Genomic DNA, 20,927 nt, shown 5'->3' on the forward strand with positions numbered 1-20,927 from the left:
CGGACGGAGGTTTTTGAATGAGATCGTCCGCTGTCCGTGTCTTCCTGATCTGGCTGGCGCTGATGCTGGCCGGCCTGGCTGTGGTCCGCCACAGCCGGTTCACCGCCGACATGTCGTTCTTCCTGCCGACCCACCCGAGCGCCGAGCAGCGTGCGCTGGTGGGCCAGCTGCAGGACGGCACCGTGTCGCGCCTGCTGATGGTGTCGGTGGGCGGTGGTGATGTGGCGCAGCGTGCCGCCGTCTCGCGCGAGATGCGCAAGCAGCTCGCGGCCGACGGCGATTTTCTTTCGGTGCAGAACGGGGAAGCTGGTGGTCTGGAAGGCGAGCGCGACCGGCTGCTGGCGCACCGCTATGCGCTCAGCCCGGCCGTGAACCCGGAGCGTTTCACCGAAGACGGGCTGCGTTCCGCCGTGACCGACACCATCGACCTGCTGTCGTCGCCGGCCGGCATGCTGCTCAAGCCGTTTCTGGCGCGCGACCCGACCGGCGAGGTGATGGCCATCATCGGCCAGCTCAACCCGGGCGTGCAGCCGCAGGTGCGCGGTGGCGTCTGGGCCTCGCGCGACGGCGAGCGCGCCATGCTGCTGCTGCAGACCCGGGTGCTCGGCTCCGACACCGACGGCCAGGCCCTGGCGATCGACAAGGTGCATGCGGCGTTCTCGCAGGCGACCAAGGCCAGCGGCCACACGGCCGTGACCATGGAACTCTCCGGCCCCGGCCAGTTCGCGGTGCAGTCGCGCGAGACGATCGCGCGCGAAGCCAAGCGGCTGTCGATGATCAGCTCGATCGCGATCTGGCTGGTGCTGTTCTGGATCTACCGGTCGTTCAAGCTGCTGGCGCTCGGCCTGATCCCGGTGCTCAGCGGCACGCTGGCCGGCATCGTGATGGTCAGTCTGGTGCACGGCACGGTGTTCGGGGTCACGGTCGGTTTCGGCTCCGCGCTGATCGGGGAGGCGGTCGACTATGCGATCTACTATTTCGTGCAGGCGGGCCACCAGGGGGTGGACCAGTGGCGCCGGGTGTTCTGGCCCACGATCCGCCTGGGCGTGATGACCACCGCCATCGGCTTCGGCGCGCTGCTGTTCTCCGGCTTCCCGGGCCTGGCGCAGCTGGGCCTGTACGCGCTCACCGGTGTGGTGACGGCGGCCATGGTCACGCGCTTCGTGCTGCCGTCGCTGACCGGCCCCGGCCTGAAGGTGCCCGAGCACGGTCGCTGGGTGAAGGGTTTCGTGGCGCTGCTCGGACAGGCGCACCGCGCCCGCTGGGCCGCGGTGGCGGTCGCGGTGGCGGTGTCGGCCTATCTCTGGAAGGAGCGCGACGGCCTGTGGGACGCCAACCTGTCGGCGCTGTCGTCGGTCACGCCGGCCGAGGCTGCCGCCGACATGCGCATGCGCTCGGACCTGGCCGCGCCCGATGCGCGCTATCTGGTCACGGTCACCGCGCCCGACGCCGAAGGTGCGCTGCAGGCGGCCGAACGCGCTGGCGCGCGCCTGGATGCGCTGGTGGAGCAGGGCGTGATTGGTGGCTACGACTCGCCGGCCCGCTTCCTGCCGAGTGCGAAGCAGCAGCAGCAGCGGCTGGACAGCCTGCCCGCGGCCGACGAATTGCGTGCCCGGCTGCAGAAGGCACTGGTCGACGCACCGCTGTCGGCCGCCAAGCTCGAACCCTTCATCGCCGATGTGCAGGCCGCGCGCAGCGCGGGCGTGATGCGCCGCAGCGACCTCGAAGGCAGCGCGCTGGCGCTGGCGGTCGACTCGATGCTGTTGCATGGCAAGGACGGCGGCTGGACGGTCATGCTGCCGCTGCGCCCGGCGGCCGATGCGCACGAGGCCTCGATTCCGGCGCCGCAACTCGAACAGGCGCTGGCGGGCAGCGGTGCGCTGTTCGTCGACCTCAAGACCGAGTTCGAATCGCTCTACGGCACCTACGTGCACGAAGCGGCGAAGCTGTCGCTGATGGGCGTGCTGGCCATCGCGATCCTGCTGGCGGTGTCGCTGCGCTCGGTCAAACGGCTGGCGCGCGTGCTGTTCACGCTGGCGCTGGCGGTGGGCCTTGTGATGTCCGCGTTGCATCTTGCGGGCGTGAAGCTGCACCTGCTGCATCTGGTCGGGCTGCTGCTGATCGTGGCGGTGGGCTCGAACTACGCGCTGTTCCTGGACCGTCCCGAGGGCGGTGAACCGCTGGACGGTGGCACGCTGCTGTCGATGTCGGTGGCGACGCTGACCACGGTGATCGGCTTCGGCACCCTGGCCAGCTCCAGCGTGCCGGTGCTGCAGGCGGTGGGCATCACGGTCGGGCCCGGCGCCTTGCTGGCGCTGCTGCTGTCGATGGTGCTGGTGTACCCGAGGCCTTCGGACATTTCCGCAAAGGCCGCGGTGTGAATCCGGCCGAGCAGCTGATCCAGGGCGGAGACAGTCTGCTGCTGATGCTGCCGGGCGCCCTGATGACGCCGCAGCACATGGTGCAGGCGGGCCTGTTCGGGGCGCTGGCCGAGCGGCGGCTGTCGCTCGATCTGGTCGCGCCCGACCTGCACGCCGAAGGCGCCGACAACCGCATCGCGCTGCGCACGCTGGAAGCCGAATGGCTGGCGCCGGCACGCCAGCGCTACCGCAAGGTCTGGCTCGGTGGCATCTCGCGCGGCGGCCAGCTGGCGCTGTCGTGCTGGGCCGGGCAGGTGGGGGCGGTCGACGGCCTGTGCCTGCTGGCGCCGTATGCGGGCGGCCGCCTGACCACCAACGCCATCGTGCGGGCTGGCGGGCTGGCGCAATGGATCGCCGGTGACGACCAGATGAGCGACCCCGACGTGCGCCTGTGGCACTGGCTGCAATCGCCACCCAAGGCCGTGCCGATGTTCATGGGCTATGGCGACCGCGACCGCTTTGCCGATGGCATGGGCCTGCTGGCGCGGCACTTGCCGCTGCCGCGTTGTGAGGTGGTGCCGGGCGACCACGACTGGTCGGCCTGGCTGCCGCTGTGGCAGCAGTTCCTCGATCAGGGCCACTTTCCCGTCCGCGCATGAGCCGCCCCTGGTCACCGTCCCCGGCCCTCAAGGCCTCGGCCGTGCTGCACGCGGGTGCCGCGGTCGGCACGCTGGCGGCGCCTTCGCTCTGGCCCTGGGCCGTGGGCGCCCTGGTGGCCAACCACGCGGTCATCACGGTCGCCGGCCTGTTGCCACGGACCTCGCTGCTCGGGCCCAACATGACCCGCCTGCCGGCCGCGGCCCAGGCCCGTCGCGAGATTGCGTTGACCATCGACGACGGCCCCGACCCGGAGGTCACGCCGCGGGTGCTCGACCTGCTGGATGCCGCGCAAGCCAGGGCCACCTTCTTCTGCATCGGCTGGCGCGCCCGCCAACACCCGGCGCTGTGCCGCGAAATCGTGGCGCGTGGCCACCGCGTCGAGAACCACGGCGACTCGCACTCCAACCTGTTCTCGCTGTTCGGCCCGGGCCGCATGCGCGCCGACATTGCCGCGGCCCAGGCCACGCTCAGTGACATCACCGGGCAGGCACCGCTGTTCTTCCGGCCGACCGCCGGCCTGCGCAACCCCTTTCTCGATCCGGTGCTGGCCAGTCTGGACCTGCAGCTCGCCGCCTGGACCCGCCGCCCTTACGACACGCGCGACGGCCGGCCCGAGCAGGTGTTGAGGCGCCTGACGCGCGGTCTCGGCCCGGGCGACATCCTGCTGATGCACGACGGGCACGCCGCGCTCGCGCCCGACGGCCGGCCGGTGCTGCTGAGCACCTTGCCGGTGTTGCTGGAGACGCTGCGCGCGCAGGGTTTGCGGCCGGTCACCTTGCAACAATCGCTGACCTGACCCGGGTGCGCGGCGCCAGACCGATCCCCTACACTGATCCATTCCTCTCGCCAACGAAGCCCACCGTGACCCCGCTTGCGCTTTCCGCCTACACCCTGACCACCTGCCTCGGGCAGGGCATTGCGCCCAACCGCGAGGCCTTGCGGGCCGAGCGGTCGGGGCTCGCGCCCTGTGCCTTCGAGTCCGTGCAGCTCGACACCTGGATCGGCGAGGTGGCGGGCGTCGACCAGCAGCGGCTGCCCGACGCACTGTCGCGCTACGACTGCCGCAACAACCGCCTGACCATGATGGGGCTGGAGGCCGACGGCTTTGCAGTGCGGGTGCGCGAGGCAGCAGACCGGTATGGCGCCGACCGCGTGGGCGTGTTTCTGGGCACCAGCACCGCCGGCATCCTGCAGACCGAGCTGGCCTACCGTCGCCGCGACCCGGCCACCGGCGCCTTGCCCGACGACTTTCACTACCGCACGACGCACAACGCCTTCTCACTGGCCGAGTTCACGCGCGACTACTTCGGTCTGGCCGGCATGGCGATGGCGATTTCCACCGCCTGCTCGTCCAGCGCCAAGGTGTTCGCCGCCGCAGCACGCCAGCTCGCGCTGGGCACGATCGATGCGGCCATCGTCGGTGGCGTCGACACGCTGTGCCTGACCACGCTGTACGGCTTTGCCTCGCTGCAGCTGACCTCGAAGAACCCCTGTCGCCCCTACGACGCGGCCCGCGACGGCATCTCGATTGGCGAGGGCGCGGCCTTCGCGCTGCTGGAGCGCCAGGCGACACCCGCGCCGGGCACGGTGATGCTGCTGGGCGTGGGCGAGTCGAGCGACGCGTACCACATGTCCTCGCCGCACCCCGAAGGTCTGGGCGCGCGCCTGGCGATGGAAGCGGCGCTGCGCTCGGCCGGTCTGACCACCGCCGACATTCACTACATCAATCTGCACGGCACCGCCACGCCGGCCAACGACGCCGCCGAGGGCAAGGCGGTGGCCGCGCTGTTCGGCGACCGCGTGCCGGGCAACTCGACCAAGGGCGCAACCGGCCACACGCTGGGTGCGGCCGGCGCGATCGAGGCCCTGATCTGCGCGATGGCGCTGACCGATGGCCGCCTGCCCGGCAGCCCGGGCACGGGCGCGCTCGATCCGTCGATACCGATCCGCTACCAGCTGCACGGGGAAGACCGGCCGTTGCGCCGCGCGCTGAGCAATTCGTTTGGCTTCGGGGGCAGCAACTGCTCCCTGGTGCTGGGGGTGGCGCAATGAGCCAGAGCAAGGTATCACCCATGACCGCTTACGTGACCGGCGTCGGCCTGATCGCGCCCGGCCTGCCCGACTGGACCAGCGCCGCCGCCGTGCTGCGTGGCGAGCAACCGCATCAGCCGGCGCCAACGGTGCTGCCGGTGCCCGAGCTGCTGCCGCCCGCCGAACGGCGCCGCGCCAGCCGCGTCATCAAGCTCTCGCTCGGCGCGGGTCTCGAGGCCGTAAAGCAGGCGGGTGCTGACGCCTCGACGCTGGCCACCGTGTTTGCCGCCTCGGGTGCCGACGGCCACAACTGCCACGCGCTGTGCGAACAGCTCGCCGGCGAGGACCGCCAGATTTCGCCGACCCGCTTCCACAACTCGGTGCACAACGCGGCGGCCGGCTACTGGGGCATCGCGACCCGCAGCATGGCGCCGTGCCAGGTGATCGGCGCCTACGACGCCAGCTTCGGCGCCGGCCTGCTGGACGCGTTGGCGCAGGTGGCGGTCGACGGCCAGCCGGTGCTGCTGATCGCCTACGACAGCGAATACCCCGCACCGCTGCACGCCAAGCGCGACACGCCCGACTGCGGGGCCGTGGCGCTGCTGCTCTCGCCGAGTGCCGAAGGTGCATTGGGCGCGATCACGGTGGCACCGACGACGGATGCGGCCGAGCCGCTGGCCGACGCTTCGCTGGAAACGCTGCGCGGCGCTATCCCGGCCATGCGCGCCCTGCCGCTGCTGCGGCGGGTTGCTTGTGGCGAGGCCGGAGTGGTGGCGCTGGACTACCTCGCACCCATGCAGCTGAACGTGGAATGGCGTCCATGCTGAACACGGTCGCGCTGGACCACGGCTGGATCGCCGCCCACATTCCGCACCAGGGCAGCATGTGCCTGCTGGACCGGGTGGTCGAATGGGACGGGCAACGCATCGTCTGCGAGGCGGTCAACCACCACGATCCGGCGAACCCGCTGCGCGACGCTGGCCGGCTGGGCGCTGCCAATGGCGTGGAATACGCGGCGCAGGCGATGGCGGTGCACGGCGCGCTGCTGGCGCAGAGCGACGCAGCGCCCACCCAGGGCTACCTCACCAGCGTGCGCGGCCTGAGCCTGCACACCGACCGTCTCGACGGCCAGTCCGGCCCGTTGCGCGTGACGGCCGAGCGCCAGTCGGGCGATGCGCGCCTGATCCTCTATCAGTTCTCCGTCCACTGCGGCGAACGCTGCCTGCTCGAAGGCCGCGCGTCCGTCGTGCTGGACGCACAGTCTCTTTGAACCATCCATGAACACCGACACCAAGCGCCGCCGTGCGCTCGTCACCGGCGGCAGCGGCGGCATCGGCGCCGCGATCTGCGAACGCCTCGCGGCCGACGGCCACCACGTCATCGTGCACGCCAACCGTGGCCTGGACAAGGCGCTGGCCCTGGTCGAAAAGATCTTGGCAGCCGGTGGCAGCGCGGAAGCCGTGGCCTTCGACATCACGGACCGTGCGGCCACTGCGGCGGCGCTGGAAGCGCTGGTCGAGGCCGCGCCGATCCAGATCCTGGTCAACAACGCCGGCATCCATGACGATGCGGTGTTCCCCGGCATGACCGGCGAGCAGTGGGACCGCGTGCTCGATGTCTCGCTGGGCGGATTTTTCAACGTCACCCAGCCGCTGACCATGCCCATGATGCGCACGCGCTGGGGCCGCATCGTCAGCGTGTCCTCGGTCGCCGCGGTGGCCGGCAACCGCGGGCAGGTCAACTACGCCGCCGCCAAGGGTGCGCTGCACGCGGCCAGCAAATCGCTGGCGCTGGAACTGGCCAGCCGCGGCGTGACCGTCAACGTGGTCGCGCCCGGGCTGATCGCCACCAGCATGATCGAAGGCAGCTTCGATGCCGACGCGGTCAAGCGCATGGTGCCCATGCAGCGCGTCGGCCAGCCGGCCGAGGTGGCCCATCTCGTGGCCTTCCTGGCGTCGGACCAGGCCGCCTACATTTCCGGGCAGGTGATTTCGATCAACGGCGCAATGATCTGAGGAGGCTGGCGCATGGCACAGACGACATCTTCACGGCCACGCGGGTCGGTGGCGTTTTCGGGTCTGATGCTGGCCGCCGGTCTGCTCGCTGCGGCGCCGGCCCTTGCGGCCGACGATGAGGTCATGACGGCCGCGCGCTCCTGCATGCGCGCCTGGGGACAGCACCCCTTCACCGACACACCGCCGCTGCGCACCGTTTCGGGTTCGGTGCGCGTGATGGGGCGTGGGCCGTCGATCTCCGACCGGGAGGCGACCGACTTCCCGGTGCTCGTCGTGGTGCAGCCCGGCGTGAACGTGATGGGCGGCTCCGAACTGGAGCTGCTCAACCCCAACGGCTGGTACTGCCTGCGCGCCGCCGTCAACGTCATGGGCGGCATGGACATCAAGCTGCAATGCAACGCCCAGCTCGCCTCGGCCCTCACCGGCACCACCGTCATGAGCGGCGACAACGCCGCCAAGGGCGTGACGGTGATGGGGGCGATCACGGTGCAGCGGGTGGGCTGCGGCAAGAACTGAGCCCGAGGCCCGCGGGTTCACGCTACCCTGGTCGCAGACTGTTTCCGGGAGGGTGCTGTCGCTGAGACCATCCCGGTCTGAGGTTCGACAGCTTTTGCGGTTGTCATGGCCTGCGCGGCGGTTTGCCAGTGGGATTGCTCCGCCTGACCCAAGGCATGGACCACCTGGATTTCACGCAGCGGAGGACGTTCCTGCTGCATTGCGATGGTGCTCGCGTCCTTACTGAGTCTGAACGCAGAAGCCTTGCCTTGATTCGCGTGCTGTGTCTGCAGTGCGACCGAAGCGGCAGCCAGTGTCTTCACCTGTTTCTCGCTCATGCCCAACTGCTGCAGACGCGGTCCCAGCTGCTCCTTGAACTGTTCTGCGGTGGCGCGTTGATCGGCGTTGGGATGGGCGGCAGCCCTGGCACCTTCTTGCACCCGCATGGGTTCGGGGTAAGCCGGCGGTGTCAGTCGCTGGTCGAGCGAATGGCGCAAGTGCTCTCCGCTTGTGGGTGGAAGCGTGCGGCGCAGAAGGTTTTTGGTGTGGCCTTGTCCGTCGTCCTGCATCAGGTGGAAATCGATCTGGCCCGGTGGTGGTCCCTGTTCTCGTCGCTCGACCATGACTGCGGTCACCGATTGCCCGCCGTCGCCCGGATAGGTCTTGCGCCATACCGCGCCGCTCGCGCTGTGAAACAGCTTCCAGCCATCGGATTTCCGCGTGACTTCTTCCAGCGCTGTCGGAGCCAGCTGACGCTTCGCGTCCAGGCCTTGTCGAGGGTCGTGGGTGACCGGGTAGTCTGCGGCGCGGGCCGCGGCATCGACCACTACCGATCCCAGGGGTGACACCACGCGGGCGACCGGGCTGCGGCTCACCCGGGAGACGTCGTTTGTATAGGGGATGTCGCGCTCGTGGTAAATCGTGGCCCGGCCGTCATAGCGGCTCTGCGCACGGACATCCGCGATCGGCAGGCCGCTTTTCTTGAACCATTCGGTCGAAGCTTCCAGGACCCGGGCGGCGATGCCATGGTCGTGACCGCCGCCGATGTTGCAGTGGTTGCCCACGACCTCGACGGTGGTGGCGCCGGGATGGCGGGTGTGGTCCACGCCTTTGAACCACTCTCGGTATTCGTTTTGCGCGCGCACCACCGTGATGTTCTTCGAGGTCGGCGAGAAAGCGCTGTTGCCGTCGTAGCCGGTGGTCACCGGGTCGTAGACCATGGCGCCGACCAGACCGAGCTGGCCGGGAGGTGCGAGGGTCTTGCCAGTCTTCGGGTCGCTGAGCCCTCTCTCGTAGAGCAACTGACTGAACACCGCTGCCGTGCCGCCACCGCGACTGAAGGCGGTGGCCATGACCTTCAGAGAGTCCGCAGGGCTGGCTTCGGGGTGAGCCCGCAACCATTCTGATGCTTCTCTCTCAAAGTGTTGGTAGGCCTTGTGTGCCGTGTCCTTCATCTCTGCTGTGGGCGCGAGCGCATCCGCAACCCCTTTGGCGCCGGGATCGGTGCCAACACCCCGGTAGTAGTGTGTCTTGAAGTTGTGATTGCCCGTCTCGAGCGGCTTCATCTGTGACCAGAGTTCGGCCACATTGGTGGGCAGCGGGTTGCCCGACCGCTTCAGGTCGTCTTTGTCGTTGTTGGTGCCGTCGAAATGGGCCACGAACACGAACTGCTCGCCGGAGCGTGCGTCCACCCGCGGTGCCGGCGCGCGTGCGAGGGTCTCGACCTGGGCGCCAAGGCTTGCTCGCTCGGCGTCATTCAGGTGTTTGACCACCTCGCTCACGGCGCGGCCTTCTCGGCGGCTTCACGCGCTGCACGCGCACTGGGGTAACCGCCACGCACCTTCGGTGGCGCGTTATCGGGGTACAGAGTCTTGACGTCCAAAAAGGACACGCTATCTGGCCCGTTGGCCGGTTTGCCCGGCGGCAGATAGTTGAGCCTAGTCTCCGTATCGTATGGAGGAACCAGGTACACATACAGCTGGTTCTCATCGATCAGGAAATAGATCTCGGTGCCCTGCATCTCCTTGGCCGAAGGCAGGCGTTTGCGTAGATCGACCCTGTCCTCGTATTGCTTGCCCGTGGCCTTGTTCCGCCATTTGACGTACAGGAAGTCACCGATTGGCATGTCTCCGGACATGTTTCCGCATTCACCCCGCTTCGCTTGACCGGTGTCCACTTCGTGCTGGGTATGCGCTCCCAGTCCATCGCCATAAGTGCAGTCGAGGATGTCGACATCGGGCATGTCCACAGCCTGGTTGTAGGCCAGGCCGTGAAACGCAAACCGTCGCTCGTCGCTACACCCCAGCTGTGCACCCATGAGTAGCCCCGCGAAAAGTATCCAGATCAAGCGCCTCATGATCCGACCCGGCATGGAGCCGCCTCGCAAGAAAGTCATGGTGTCAGCGCTGCGGACGGGTGACCTGCTGGGCGGAACCCGGGCGCACGGCGCCTCGCAGTTCTGCGGAAGAGACCACCCGCGCCGGCACTTCGATCACTTGTGCTTCGCTGGTCGAGCGCGGCAGTGCTGCACCGGGTGGTGGCATCGCGTGCACCGGCGTCGGATTGCCTCCGGAGGATGGGGGTAGGGCTGCTGCTGGCTGCGAGCCTACTTGTGCCGGGTTGTAGGAACCCGAATCGTGGCCAATGCTGGCCGAGCCCTGTGCTGCGGTTGACGATGGCAAGCCCTGCGAGGACGCAGAAATGTTGCTTAACCGAACGTCGGACGCTCCCGCCTTTTCCCGCGCGCCCATCGACAGGTTGCCTTGTCCACCTTGCCCAGACTGGAAGCGTGTGTCGTTCGCCATGCCGATCGGCTGCCGCTGAGCAGCCGTGACGGCGCCTCCTGCCTGACCATACTGAGCCGCTTCCGAGTTGCGCGAGGCGATGTGCTGCATGGCCTGCTGGTTCAGCGTCTGGTTGCCTGCCGACAGCGACGGCGAATTGCCGCCCACATTGGCGTACGAAGTGTTGTTGGCGTAGTTGCTCTGTGCGAGACGCTGTTCGTTGTAGAGCTGCTGGGTGTCACCGACACCCGGTGACGCACCCTGTGGAGCCGATGCCGGTGGGTGGCTGTTTCCCATCATCGAGCCAAGGCCCTGGGCGGCCAGATTCATCGCCGCGCCGAAATAGGTCATCACGATGGCGGGCACCGCCATGATCAACCCAGTGAAGAACGCACCCATCGTCGCTAGCCGTGTCAGACCGCCGCCCACGTCAACTGTGGCGTCCGGGCCGCTGAGGGTGCCGGTGATGACAGATACCAGTAGTGCCCGGAATATGCCGGGGTCCATCTGGTTCACCAGCATCGAGAGAAACACGAAGAACCCATACTGCGACATGGCCTGCAGGGCGATCACGGTCACGATGCTCAGCGCTGCCATCGCGAAAAAGATCGACAGCAGGTACTTCACCCACTGCCAGAACAGACCGTTGGTCTTTTCGAACATGGAGAAGAACAGGAACAGCGGCGACAGCATGATGCCGAACACGATGGCGACTCGGGCCATCATCAACAAGGTGGCGGCGGTCACCGCCGGGCCAGCCTGGCCCAGCCAGCCGGCCGTGAGCGTGTTGCTGCCGCCCAGTGTGGCGCCGGTACCACCCATGCTTTTGCCGGACACGTCCTGCACCACCAGGTCAATCAGCGAAGTGGCGGCGACGTTGAAATCGATCAGGCTGTCGATCGGCGTCGAGGTGCCGGTTAGGAAGATAGCGATGGCCTCCTGGAAGTTGGTGACTGTCTCGGTGATCCACGGCGTGTTTGCCAGCGTTAGCGAGATCAGGCTGAGGACCAGGATCATCTTTGCCGCCTGGAAGCCCAGTTCCAGTATGGGCGTGCGCATCGTGCCATTGATGATCTTGAAACCCTGCACCATGACCCACAGCGTCACGAAGGTCGAAGACATGACGCCGATGACCTTGGCCAGTTCGCGCGCAGCCCCGTGCTGGTAGATGCCCTGCAATTGATCTTCGATCACGTACTCGCGCAGGCGGCAGTAGAAAGACGCGTCACTCAGCGCGTTCTGGTACTGCGCGGCAGGCCCGCGAAAACGCCTGCGTCAGAGACGAAACTGCTGATGAAGTTGGCAGCGTCCAGCGCCGTGCAATCGGCCATGCTTACTCCTGTTGGTCGAAGCCAATTATTGTTTGTCGAACGGCTTGTTCATGTTGATGACGCGGAACGCGGGCGCCTTGGCCGTTGGCCTGGAGGCACCTGCCTCGTCGTTCACCGGCGGCTTGCTCACCGTCGCCTCGCGCGCCTCGTTCATCTGCAGCGCATACAGCTCATCGCGACGCTTGTAAGCCTGCATCAGACCCTGCATCCGCGCTGCCTCGCCGAGCATCAGGGCCTGGCGGGCCTGGATTTCGGTTTGATACCGTTGGAGTTGGCCTGCAGCGTCGTCCACGCTCCGCGAGTTTTCAAGTAGCTTTTTAATTGCTTCCAGGTGCTTGTTCATCTTGTCCAGATGCACGTCGTATTGCATCAAGGAATTGATTGCGAGCTTTCTTCGGCCAATACAGGCGTCAAAGTACATCGTATTCACCTTGCGCTCTCCGCAGCTTGCGAGGCTTTTTATATATTTTTCCTTCTCTTCACCAGCAATTTCAAGCTCATGAAATGCTTTGCTGGTTTCCACTAGATCTTTTTGCAGCTCCGCATCTTCGCTGGTAACTTTGCCAACTCGATTTATGTTCTCAAGTTGCTGAACAGCTTCTTGATCATGTACGGCCCATTGTGAGTACGCAGCAGGACAAATAAGCGAGCCAACGATGGCTGCGGCAGCAAGCAGCGAATTTCTTGAGTTGATCATAGATAGCCCCTGAAAATTCTTTCTCCATCAATGATGTTCCAAGTAGCATCACGGAGAATGAAGTCATCGGTGTTTTTCGTGCTATCAGCATCAAAACTTACAATGAGATGTTCTGCACCGTCGTTGTAGTGATAAATCGTGCTTGAGCTTGAAGATGGAGTGCGCCCCACAAGTTCATAGACTTGCCTCTTTGTCATCCCAGGCTGTAGCCTGTCGAATGCTTCTCGAAGAGTTGGAGCGTCGCTTCCGCCCCCGCCTCCACCACAAGCAGTTAAACCTATAGCGGCTGCGCTTGAGAGAAGGTAATTGTTGAATTGTCGTCTTTGAATGGCTGCTTTTATCATTGACTCTCTTTCGAAATGAGGTTTCATGCGTTTCTGATGCAAGAAAAGTGAGTTGTTTGAAAAAATGATTTCTCTAAATTGACGGGGTCTTGCTACGTTGGTGAGTTGATCGGATGTTCACTCGGGCTGGATGTCGTGTGCCGGTTTGTGACATCAATAGGGAGTTCGTTTTTTTTTGGTTTTCTGTTTTCGAGGAGTCAGGAGTAAATTCAGATGATAAATTTGTTGCTCCATCGTCGTGCCGGGGTCTGGTTGGTGCAGATGTCTTAGGGGTTCGTCCAGCAATCTCTTTGGCATGCTTTCTTTTCATGCCTTTTTGCATCTGGTCATATGCATCGCTAAGGCTGGTGGAGTTACCCTCGCAACGATCCCCTCTATGCTGCCAAACCGACTTCGGAATTCCTGCTGGTCGCCAAAGTCCCAGTTGTCTGTGTTGAATGGCTGCCCGATTCGAGAGTGTCTGTTCCTGCTGCATGCGTTTCAAAATAAACCCCTCGTGAAGCCCATTGATGCAATGAAATGAAAGGCATGAAAAAGCCTGCGGGCAACAGCGCTGGCTGTTGTCCGCAGGCGATCTTGTAAGAGGGGGTGAGTCTGGCTGCGCGAAGAAGCACAAGCGACGGCGTGCGGTAACCCGAGCGGTTCCCGCACGCGCGCACTGATTCTCGACGGATTGAGTTCATTGACGGCCCCCTGGTGCCGGTGGTGGGCCACCGGTCACTTGCACATCGGCCCGTAGCCGACAAGTGCTAATGCTACCGTCAATCGCCGCAAGTAGCGCTTGCGGCTTGCACTATTTGGTTACATTTTGCGAGCCATCCGCGGCGCCACCACCGGCACCGTCAGCATGGTGCTGGCCACCGCCATCAGCAGCAGGGCGGTGAAGCTCTCGCTGGTGACGATCTGTTTGTCCAGCAGGATGTTGACGAAGATGATCATGATCAGCGCCTTGGTCTGCAGCAGCCAGCCGATGATGGTGGCTTCGCCTTTGCCCCAGCCGAGCACGCGGCCGGCGATCTGGATGCCGATCAGCTTGCCGACCACCGACACGACCAGCAGCAAGGCGGCCGCGGCAAACACCTCGGCACCGCCGACGGCCCAGTTGGTGCGCAGGCCGGTCGAGAGGAAGAACACCGGCATCATCACCAGCAGCACGTGGTGGCGCAGCTGGTCGAGCTTTTCCTGGTTGAACCAGTGCGCGTCCATGATTGCGCCAGCGAGAAACGCGCCGACCATGTAGTGCAGGCCGGACCAGTCGGCGCCAAAACCGCACAGCGCCAGCCAGATCAGCGCCACGTACCAGCGGTCGCGTTCCTGCAGCCAGGCCATCAGGCGGCGGAAGCCCCAGCCCAGCACGATGAAGCCCACCAGGAAGGCGGCCTGCTTGCCGATGCGGCTCCAGTCCATCAGGATCAGCGCCAGCACGCCCCAGATCGCGATGTCGTCCAGGCTGGCGTAGCGCAGGATGCGCTGGCCCAGCGGCTGGCGCAGGATGTCGAGCTTCTCCATCAGCAGGATCAGGATCGGCAGCGCGGTCACGGCGCAGGCCATGCCGATGCCGACCACGAACTGCCATTCAAGCGCCTTGGGGCCGATCCAGCCCGGGTACTTCAGCAGCACCAGCGCCGCACCGCAGCCCAGCAGCAGCGGCACGCCCAGCGCCAGCCCGGCGGTGATGCCGCTTTCCCGCCGGTGTTTCCAGGCCTGGCCGAGGTCGAGCTCGATGCCCGCGATCATCACGAACAGCATCACCGCCCACCAGGCGATGCCGCTGAGCGACTGGACGACCGCCGGCGTGAAGACGAACTGGTAGTACTCGGGCGACCACTTGCCCAGCAGGCCCGGGCCCAGCAGGATGCCCATCAGGATCTGCACCACCACCAGCGGCGCGAAGTAGTCGGTGTTGAACACGCGCCAGACCAGCCAGGGCAGGCTGAAGATGATCAGCATCGCGATCAGGAAAATTTCGGTGGTGTTCATGTGGGTTTCACTCCGGTGTATTCTCGGAAGATGCCCAGCGAAACCGAACACACGGTCTGGTCGAAGCCGGCACGCCGCAGGGCATCCAGGATGGTCTCGGGGTCCAGCGCCGCCTCGATGGTGTCGCCGTAATAGGCCCAGAGCCGCTGGACATCGGCGTGGCGTCCGGTCAGGCGCGCCATCAGTGGCACCAGCACGGAGATGTGGAACCGCAGCAGGCCGCGCAGCACCCGGCCACGCGGGCGGCTGATCTCCATGATGCAGACCTTGCCGCCGGGCTTGAGCACGCGCTGGTATTCCGACAGCACCCGCTGCAGGTCGTTCACGTGGCGCAGCGCATAGCCCATGGACACGAAATCGGCCTGTGCGTCGGGCAGGGGGATGGCCTCGGCAAAGGCCTCGATGGTCTCGACCGACACCTTCTTGCGCAGCTCCGCCAGCATGCCCGGCGAGGGATCGACCGCGATCACCCGCCCGGTCGGGCCGACCAGCTCGACGCCGGCCACCGTGACCAGACCGGTGCCGGCGGCCACGTCGACCAGCGTCATGCCGGGGGACAGGCCATTGCGCTGCAGCACTTCGCGGCGGTACCAGGCGCCGCTGCCCAGCGCCGTCAGGGCTTCGGCGCTGTCGTATCCGACCGCCGCCTGGTTGAACATGGCCTGGGTGAGCTGGCGGCGCTCGTCCTCGCTGCGGAAGTACGGACGCAGCCGTGGGTCGTCCTTGAGTGCGCCTTTGGTGGAGGTGGTGTTCATGTCGATGCTCCCGGACGGACAAGGCGCCGCCAGATCAGCACGGGCAGGCGCAGCACGAAGCCCAGGAACAGGCGGGTGTGCATCCAGGTCAGCAGGGTGTTGTCGCGCAGGTACTTGAAGTGCGACACGCCGCCTTCTTCGGCGCTGAGATAGCGCACCGGGGCATCGATGTTGACCGGCCGCACGCCGGCCCAGCACAGCCGCACCACGGCCTCGGGGTCGAAGTCGAAACGGCGCATGAAGCGGTTGCCGCGCATGATCTTCGCCAGCGGCGCGATCGGGTAGACGCGAAAACCATAGAGCGAATCGCCCACGCCCATCCACAGCGTTTCCAGGTTGGCCCAGCCGTTGGACACCTTGCGACCGTTCACGCGCAGGGCCGGAGCCTCGGGGCCGAACACCGGCTTGCCCAGCACCATGGTGCCGGCGTCGCGCTGCGAGGCCGCCATGAAGGCCGGGATCAGGTCGGCCGGGTGCTGGCCGTCGGAGTCCATGGTCAGCGCGTGCGTGAAGCCCTCGCGCGCGGCCCATTCGATGCCCTCGAGCACGGCCGATCCCTTGCCGCGGTTCTCGGGCAGCACGATCAGGCGCAGGCCAGGATCGCGCCCGGTTTCTTCGCGCAGCAGTTCGTCGGTGCCGTCGGTGCTGCCGTCGACCACGACCCAGACCGGCGTCCACTGGGCGCGCGCCTGGCGCACGGTCTCCAGCACGCCCGGGCCGGGGTTGTAGCTCGGGATCAGGACCAGGTGGGTGGTCGAGGCGTTGGGGGATCGGTCGGTCATGGTCAGAAAGGGTTGGCCGGCACGCGGACCTCGCGGCGGAAGATGGCTTCCAGCTCGGCGGTGAAGGCGACATGGTCGGTCGGCGGCGGCAGGCGCGGGCCCAGCCGGGCACAGATCACCAGGGGCAGCAGCGGCGGCCGGAACAGCGGCCAGGCCTTGCCCAGGTAGGCGGTCGAGAAATCCAGCAGCACGGTCTGCACCGGCACACCCGCGCGCCGGGCCACCATGCCCAGCGTGGGCGGGAACGGGTCGACCGGGAAGTTCACGGTGCGGCTGCCCTCGGGGAACAGCACCAGATGGCCGCCCTCCTGCAGCGCGTCGCAGCCGCGCGCGATGATCTGCAGGATGCCGTCGTTGCGCACATAACGCGCCAGCCGCGCGGCGGAGCCGAACAGCGGGTTGTTCATCAGGCTGGCCTTCATCACGCAGACCGCGTTGGGCAGGCGCGAGACCAGGATCACCGCGTCCAGCAGCGACGGGTGGTTGGCCGCGATGATCATCGGGCCTTCGTGGCGCAACTGCTCGATGGCGCTCAGGTCGAAACGGCAGCCGCACACGGCTTCCAGCAGCCGCAGGTAAATGCGGAATCCGAAACTGATCGTTTCGCGGCCCCAGCGCTGACCCAGGGCTCGCGGCAACACCGGGTGCAGCAGCATCGCGAACGGCAGCCAGAACAGGCAGAGCGCCGCCAGCGAGCCCAAGCCGATGTGCATGGCCAGCCGTTCGTACAGGACCCGCAACGGGCCACGGGTCCGTCGGCGGTCAGTCATCGACCAGCACGCGCTCGGCCGACTCCCCCAGGATCCAGGAGACCGCGATGCCACCCGCGACATAGTTGCGCGTGCGCACCAGCGGGCTGTCGGCGAAGGCCGCGCCACGCAGGCTGTCGTAGCGCAGGAAGGCGCCGACCCACGTCTTGTCGTATCGCTTGGAGACGCCCAGGACGTACTGCATGCCCGCGAAGCCGCCCTTGGCCTGGTAGGCCGGGCGATTCAGCGTGGCGTTGGCGGCGTCGACGCCGTAGAAATACTGGTGCTGCTTGCTGTCACCGAACAAGGGGCCGAGCTGCATGCCGGCGTTCCAGCCGGAGAGGCCGGGAATGCCGCCGAAGTCCACATTGGCCTTGGGGTGGAAGACCCAGCCAATGCTCTTGGGGCTGCGTTCGAGGGTGAATGCGGCGCGCAAGGGCAGCAGCAGCTTCAGCTCCTGGCGCTGGTTGTCCGACTGCCACAGCGTGAGGTTCAGCTGCGGACCGACTTCGAAGTTGGCGCGCAGGTCGGGCATGCCCTCGCGCACATGGATGTCCCTGCTGTAGGCAGGGGGGGACAAGGCGCCCGAGAGGGTCACTTTCACCCGGTCGGCGTCGAGCAGCTCTGCCCGCACGCCGTCCTTGTCCGCCTTGAGAAACTGGCCGCGGTACACGAAGTAGGGCGTGGGCAGCACGAAGGCCTGGCGCTGGTCGGAGCCGCGGTAAGCCGGAAAGCTCACCGTCGCCACACCCATGCCGGCCTCCCACAGCGGCTTTTCTTCGGCGGCCATGGCGGCAGAGGCGACACCGCCCGCCAGCAGCGCCAGCGCCAGGCGGCGCAAGGCCAGGGTCGGGGAGGGTGTCATGCGGGTGCGTCTCATGCGTTGTACATGGCGGGATCGTCCACCTTGCGGATGTTGAAGCGGCGCTTCTGCCAGGCCGTGTAGGCGCGCTTGGGTTGCGCGATGTTGGCGATGTAGTACATCGCCTTGAACACCAGGATCGAGCGCCAGATCGGGGTCTTGCCGAACACGTCGCCGGCCAGCACCGAGAGGATGGCTTCCTTGACGCGCAGCACGTTCTTAGGGCCCATCAGGAAGTCGCGCATGATCGGATTGGTCACGCGGTAGATGAACCACGAGAACTCCTTGGGGCCGTGGCGCATCACGCGGTCGAAATTCCTGAGCGCGGCGCCAGCCTTGGCGGGGTTGCGCAGGCAGGTGTCGATGGCGTCGGCGCCGACCACGGCGCTGTTCATCGCCAGCCAGACGCCGGAGGAGAACACCGGGTCGATGAAGGCGTAGGCGTCGCCCAGCATCAGGTAGTCCTTGCCGTGGTTGCGCTCGGACACGTACGAGAAATTGCCGGTGGCTTCGGTCGGGCTGGTCTGCGTGGCCATCTTGAGCCGTTCGGCCAGTGGCGGGCAGGTGGCGATGTTGTCCATCATGAATTCCTGCAGGCTGCGCGAGCCCTTGGATTTCATGTGGTACGGCCAGGTCACCATGCCGATGCTGGTCGTGCCATTGGTCAGCGGAATGAACCAGAACCAGCCGTGCGCGAACCAGAAGATGCGGATGTTGCCTTCTTCGGCGCCTTCGCCGCGCACCGTGCCGTCGAAGTGGGCGTAGATGGCCGAGCTGTTGTGGCGCGGGTTGCGGTGCTTGATGCGAAAGCGCGTGGACAGGAAGGTGTCGCGGCCCGACGCGTCGACCACGAAGCGGGCTTTCCATTGCCGGGTCTGGCCGTCTTCGTCCTGCGCGGTGACGCTCGCGCCGCCTTCGGGCAGGAACTCGACGCCGGTGACCTTCACGCCTTCGAGCGCGGTGGCGCCCTTGTCGCGCGCATGGCGGAACAGGATCTGGTCGAAGTCGGCACGCCGCACCTGGTAGGCGTAGGGCATGGACTTGTCCCAGGCCTCGGCAAAGGAGAACGCCTGAGAGCGGCCATGCTCCATCGAGACGAACTCGGCGCCGGGCTTGTGCATGCCGATCGCCTTGATCTCGTCGGCGATGCCCATCTTCTCGAACAGGGGCAGGTTGGCCGGCAGCAGCGATTCGCCGATGTGAAAGCGCGGGTGGTGGGCCTTTTCGAGCATCACCACCTGGTGCCCTTTTTCGGCCAGCAGGGCGGAGACGGTGGCGCCGGCCGGGCCTCCACCGATGACGAGAACGTCGCAGGCACCGCCTGCGTTTTCCTGGGCCGTGGTATTCATGAGCGGGACTCGGACTGGCAGAGAAATGGGCCTTCCGGCGGTCGCCGGTGGCAGCCCTCCATCATAGTGTGTCGACTTCAGGCGACCATCTCGGGCAGCATCCGGTCGGGCGACGCCGCCGCGGGCGCCAGACTGCGGGCCGCCAGCAGGCGCCCGAGCTCTCCCGTGTCCAGGCCGGGGTGGTCGTCCAGGGCGCGTTCAAGGATCTCGGCCGCCAGGTCCGTCAGGCGCGCGTGCGAGTCGCGGATGCGGTCGGCGAAGGCGGCGGTGTCCAGGGTGTCGTTGAGGCTGCGGTTGAGTTCGGCGAACCAGGGCAGTTCGGCCTGGTCGAGCATCACCGCGGGGTTGCGCTTGCGGCTGACCGCTGACCACTGGCGCAGGAAACCCTGCACCGCCAGGTTCAGCGCCTGGCATTGCGCCAGCTCGGTGCGCAGGGCCGCCAGCGACGACAGGTCGGCCAGCCGGTCGTGGAACACGAACTGGGCCAGCACGCCCCAGTAGTAGGTGTAGTCCCAGATCACCTTGACCGGCAGCACCTCGGGGTCGCCGAAGATGGCGTACTGGTCCTGGTACAGCGCCATGGTGCTCTCGTAGAACGAGTGCAGCAGCTGGTCGAACACCTGCGCGCGGGCGCCCAGCCGCTCGCCGCGGCGGTCCAGGCTGACCAGCTCGGTGATGTAGGTGTTGCTGATGGCGATGAAGTCGCTGCCGGGCGAATAGAACGGGTCGAGGAACAGGCCGGCCTCGCCGGTCAGCGCCCAGCGGTCGGCCGAATAGACCTGTTTGCAGCCGTAGGAGAAGCGCTTGAAGAAGGCAAAGTCCTGCAGCAGGTGGCGCTTGCCGTCGAGGTCGTCGAACAGCAGCGGCTGGTAGGTCTTGAACCACTCCATGGCCTTTTCGAAGGTGTCCATGGTGTCGATCGGGTGGATCGCCGGGTCGGCCACGATGCCGACCGAGTGCGAGCCCGAGGACAGCGGAATCAGCCAGACCCAGTAGCCCTTGCCGACCAGGTGGTTGGTCGAGAGCCAGCGCGCCTGCGGGTCGCAGCGCTCGCGCCACTCGGTGTTGTCGGTCCAGCGGTCGATCTCGATGCGGTCCTTGATGCGGAACCAGATCGCGTGCGCCGGGTGGTCGTTCAGCTCGGCCAGGCCCAGCTTGCGCTTGATCAGCCCGGCGCGGCCGCAGGCGTCGACCACCCAGCGTGCCGACACGCTGCGGGTCTCGCCCTGGTGCGTGTAGCCGATGCGGTGCAGGGCGGTGGGGTCGGACGAGGACTCGGCCAGGTCGATCTGGCGCACCATCGAGCCTTCGATCACCTCGATGCCGCGGCGACGTGCTTCGTCGACCAGGAAGTTCTCGAAGATGCCGCGGTCGATCTGGTAACTGGGCACCGAGAGGTGGCGGCTGGCGCCGATTTCGGTCACCTGGTCCAGGTCGCGCCGGCCTTCGGAAAAGAAGAAGCGGAAGCCGAACTTGCGCAGGTGCCGCTCGCGCAGGTGTTCGCCCAGGCCGATCACCTTGTCAAAGTAGTGCGCACCGACCTCGACGGTGGACTCGCCGACCTTGTGGGCCGCTTCGGGTGCGGGCTCGGAGCGCCGCTCCAGCACCAGCACATCGATGTCCGGCTCGCGCCGCTTGAGCTGCATGGCCAGGGTCAGGCCGGCCAGGCCGCCGCCCAGGATCACGACGTCGCGTGGTTTTGCTTGGGAGTCCATCCGGTGAGTATCACCGCAA

At 66.3% G+C, this 20,927-nt stretch carries 20 protein-coding genes; 8 read left to right on the forward strand and 12 right to left on the reverse strand.

Features of this window, described 5'->3' with window-relative positions:
• Positions 1-17: 17 nt before the first annotated feature.
• The 8 genes from ACS5NL_RS19260 to ACS5NL_RS19295 all read left to right on the forward strand — a co-directional run bounded on the left by ACS5NL_RS19260 (position 18) and on the right by ACS5NL_RS19295 (position 7,582).
• Positions 18-2,381 (forward strand): MMPL family transporter, encoded by a 2,364-nt coding sequence (locus ACS5NL_RS19260; protein ID WP_439355593.1) that lies wholly within the window; start codon positions 18-20, stop codon positions 2,379-2,381.
• Positions 2,378-3,019 (forward strand): hypothetical protein, encoded by a 642-nt coding sequence (locus tag ACS5NL_RS19265; protein ID WP_439355594.1) that lies wholly within the window; start codon positions 2,378-2,380, stop codon positions 3,017-3,019. The genes ACS5NL_RS19260 and ACS5NL_RS19265 overlap by 4 nt, the downstream gene beginning before the upstream one ends.
• The gene (locus ACS5NL_RS19270; protein ID WP_439355595.1) at positions 3,016-3,816 is read left to right on the forward strand and encodes a polysaccharide deacetylase family protein; all 801 of its coding nucleotides are present in this window, start codon (positions 3,016-3,018) and stop codon (positions 3,814-3,816) included. The genes ACS5NL_RS19265 and ACS5NL_RS19270 overlap by 4 nt, the downstream gene beginning before the upstream one ends.
• A gap of 65 nt (positions 3,817-3,881) precedes the next feature.
• The gene (locus ACS5NL_RS19275; RefSeq protein WP_439355596.1) at positions 3,882-5,072 is read left to right on the forward strand and encodes a beta-ketoacyl-[acyl-carrier-protein] synthase family protein; all 1,191 of its coding nucleotides are present in this window, start codon (positions 3,882-3,884) and stop codon (positions 5,070-5,072) included.
• Between the two features lie 20 nt (positions 5,073-5,092).
• Complete coding sequence (locus ACS5NL_RS19280) at positions 5,093-5,878, forward strand: beta-ketoacyl synthase chain length factor (protein ID WP_439355597.1); 786 nt, start codon at positions 5,093-5,095, stop codon at positions 5,876-5,878.
• The gene (locus ACS5NL_RS19285; RefSeq protein ID WP_439355598.1) at positions 5,872-6,321 is read left to right on the forward strand and encodes a hotdog family protein; all 450 of its coding nucleotides are present in this window, start codon (positions 5,872-5,874) and stop codon (positions 6,319-6,321) included. The genes ACS5NL_RS19280 and ACS5NL_RS19285 overlap by 7 nt, the downstream gene beginning before the upstream one ends.
• A 7-nt stretch (positions 6,322-6,328) precedes the next feature.
• Complete coding sequence (gene fabG, locus ACS5NL_RS19290) at positions 6,329-7,066, forward strand: 3-oxoacyl-ACP reductase FabG (protein ID WP_439355599.1); 738 nt, start codon at positions 6,329-6,331, stop codon at positions 7,064-7,066.
• Positions 7,067-7,078: 12 nt separating this feature from the next.
• Positions 7,079-7,582, forward strand: a complete 504-nt coding sequence (locus ACS5NL_RS19295; RefSeq protein ID WP_439355600.1) for a hypothetical protein — start codon at positions 7,079-7,081, stop codon at positions 7,580-7,582.
• A gap of 17 nt (positions 7,583-7,599) precedes the next feature.
• Here ACS5NL_RS19295 and ACS5NL_RS19300 read toward each other — a convergent pair whose 3' ends face one another.
• The 12 genes from ACS5NL_RS19300 to ACS5NL_RS19355 all read right to left on the reverse strand — a co-directional run bounded on the left by ACS5NL_RS19300 (position 7,600) and on the right by ACS5NL_RS19355 (position 20,908).
• On the reverse strand, positions 7,600-9,342 hold the full coding sequence (locus ACS5NL_RS19300) for a hypothetical protein (protein ID WP_439355601.1): 1,743 nt from the start codon (positions 9,340-9,342) through the stop codon (positions 7,600-7,602).
• Positions 9,339-9,878 (reverse strand): hypothetical protein, encoded by a 540-nt coding sequence (locus tag ACS5NL_RS19305; RefSeq protein ID WP_439355602.1) that lies wholly within the window; start codon positions 9,876-9,878, stop codon positions 9,339-9,341. The genes ACS5NL_RS19300 and ACS5NL_RS19305 overlap by 4 nt, the downstream gene beginning before the upstream one ends.
• Before the next feature lie 82 nt (positions 9,879-9,960).
• Entirely contained in the window at positions 9,961-11,538 is a 1,578-nt protein-coding gene (locus ACS5NL_RS19310; RefSeq protein ID WP_439355603.1) for a type IV secretion system protein, read from the reverse strand.
• Between the two features lie 162 nt (positions 11,539-11,700).
• The gene (locus tag ACS5NL_RS19315; RefSeq protein ID WP_439355604.1) at positions 11,701-12,372 is read right to left on the reverse strand and encodes a hypothetical protein; all 672 of its coding nucleotides are present in this window, start codon (positions 12,370-12,372) and stop codon (positions 11,701-11,703) included.
• Positions 12,369-12,743 carry a hypothetical protein gene (locus tag ACS5NL_RS19320; protein ID WP_439355605.1) on the reverse strand — a complete coding sequence of 125 codons (375 nt, stop codon included), beginning with the start codon at positions 12,741-12,743 and terminating at the stop codon, positions 12,369-12,371. The genes ACS5NL_RS19315 and ACS5NL_RS19320 overlap by 4 nt, the downstream gene beginning before the upstream one ends.
• Before the next feature lie 774 nt (positions 12,744-13,517).
• Positions 13,518-14,696, reverse strand: a complete 1,179-nt coding sequence (locus ACS5NL_RS19325; RefSeq protein ID WP_439355606.1) for a cation:proton antiporter — start codon at positions 14,694-14,696, stop codon at positions 13,518-13,520.
• Positions 14,693-15,451 carry a class I SAM-dependent methyltransferase gene (locus ACS5NL_RS19330; RefSeq protein ID WP_439355607.1) on the reverse strand — a complete coding sequence of 253 codons (759 nt, stop codon included), beginning with the start codon at positions 15,449-15,451 and terminating at the stop codon, positions 14,693-14,695. Before ACS5NL_RS19330 ends, ACS5NL_RS19325 begins: the two co-directional genes overlap by 4 nt.
• Positions 15,448-16,233 carry a glycosyltransferase family 2 protein gene (locus ACS5NL_RS19335; RefSeq protein WP_439355608.1) on the reverse strand — a complete coding sequence of 262 codons (786 nt, stop codon included), beginning with the start codon at positions 16,231-16,233 and terminating at the stop codon, positions 15,448-15,450. Before ACS5NL_RS19335 ends, ACS5NL_RS19330 begins: the two co-directional genes overlap by 4 nt.
• Before the next feature lie 2 nt (positions 16,234-16,235).
• Positions 16,236-16,946, reverse strand: coding sequence for a lysophospholipid acyltransferase family protein (locus tag ACS5NL_RS19340; RefSeq protein ID WP_439355609.1), 711 nt, complete (start codon positions 16,944-16,946; stop codon positions 16,236-16,238).
• 49 nt (positions 16,947-16,995) lie between these two features.
• Complete coding sequence (locus tag ACS5NL_RS19345) at positions 16,996-17,847, reverse strand: MipA/OmpV family protein (RefSeq protein ID WP_439355610.1); 852 nt, start codon at positions 17,845-17,847, stop codon at positions 16,996-16,998.
• 11 nt (positions 17,848-17,858) lie between these two features.
• Positions 17,859-19,193 (reverse strand): NAD(P)/FAD-dependent oxidoreductase, encoded by a 1,335-nt coding sequence (locus ACS5NL_RS19350; protein WP_439355611.1) that lies wholly within the window; start codon positions 19,191-19,193, stop codon positions 17,859-17,861.
• A gap of 77 nt (positions 19,194-19,270) precedes the next feature.
• Positions 19,271-20,908, reverse strand: a complete 1,638-nt coding sequence (locus ACS5NL_RS19355) for an NAD(P)/FAD-dependent oxidoreductase (protein WP_439355612.1) — start codon at positions 20,906-20,908, stop codon at positions 19,271-19,273.
• Between the last annotated feature and the right edge of the window lie 19 nt (positions 20,909-20,927).

It is taken from the genome of Hydrogenophaga sedimenti (assembly GCF_051857515.1).
GTDB lineage: Bacteria > Pseudomonadota > Gammaproteobacteria > Burkholderiales > Burkholderiaceae_C > Hydrogenophaga.

What these genes read in the sequence shown, in the direction of transcription:
- ACS5NL_RS19260 (WP_439355593.1), top strand. Translation starts at nt 18, where the DNA reads ATGAGATCGTCCGCTGTCCGTGTCTTCCTGATCTGGCTGGCGCTGATG.
- ACS5NL_RS19270 (WP_439355595.1), top strand. Translation starts at nt 3,016, where the DNA reads ATGAGCCGCCCCTGGTCACCGTCCCCGGCCCTCAAGGCCTCGGCCGTG.
- ACS5NL_RS19280 (WP_439355597.1), top strand. Translation starts at nt 5,093, where the DNA reads ATGACCGCTTACGTGACCGGCGTCGGCCTGATCGCGCCCGGCCTGCCC.
- ACS5NL_RS19285 (WP_439355598.1), top strand. Translation starts at nt 5,872, where the DNA reads ATGCTGAACACGGTCGCGCTGGACCACGGCTGGATCGCCGCCCACATT.
- fabG (WP_439355599.1), top strand. Translation starts at nt 6,329, where the DNA reads ATGAACACCGACACCAAGCGCCGCCGTGCGCTCGTCACCGGCGGCAGC.
- ACS5NL_RS19295 (WP_439355600.1), top strand. Translation starts at nt 7,079, where the DNA reads ATGGCACAGACGACATCTTCACGGCCACGCGGGTCGGTGGCGTTTTCG.
- ACS5NL_RS19305 (WP_439355602.1), bottom strand. Translation starts at nt 9,878, where the DNA reads ATGGGTGCACAGCTGGGGTGTAGCGACGAGCGACGGTTTGCGTTTCAC.
- ACS5NL_RS19315 (WP_439355604.1), bottom strand. Translation starts at nt 12,372, where the DNA reads ATGATCAACTCAAGAAATTCGCTGCTTGCTGCCGCAGCCATCGTTGGC.
- ACS5NL_RS19320 (WP_439355605.1), bottom strand. Translation starts at nt 12,743, where the DNA reads ATGAAACCTCATTTCGAAAGAGAGTCAATGATAAAAGCAGCCATTCAA.
- ACS5NL_RS19325 (WP_439355606.1), bottom strand. Translation starts at nt 14,696, where the DNA reads ATGAACACCACCGAAATTTTCCTGATCGCGATGCTGATCATCTTCAGC.
- ACS5NL_RS19330 (WP_439355607.1), bottom strand. Translation starts at nt 15,451, where the DNA reads ATGAACACCACCTCCACCAAAGGCGCACTCAAGGACGACCCACGGCTG.
- ACS5NL_RS19335 (WP_439355608.1), bottom strand. Translation starts at nt 16,233, where the DNA reads ATGACCGACCGATCCCCCAACGCCTCGACCACCCACCTGGTCCTGATC.
- ACS5NL_RS19340 (WP_439355609.1), bottom strand. Translation starts at nt 16,946, where the DNA reads ATGCACATCGGCTTGGGCTCGCTGGCGGCGCTCTGCCTGTTCTGGCTG.
- ACS5NL_RS19345 (WP_439355610.1), bottom strand. Translation starts at nt 17,847, where the DNA reads ATGACACCCTCCCCGACCCTGGCCTTGCGCCGCCTGGCGCTGGCGCTG.
- ACS5NL_RS19350 (WP_439355611.1), bottom strand. Translation starts at nt 19,193, where the DNA reads ATGAATACCACGGCCCAGGAAAACGCAGGCGGTGCCTGCGACGTTCTC.
- ACS5NL_RS19355 (WP_439355612.1), bottom strand. Translation starts at nt 20,908, where the DNA reads ATGGACTCCCAAGCAAAACCACGCGACGTCGTGATCCTGGGCGGCGGC.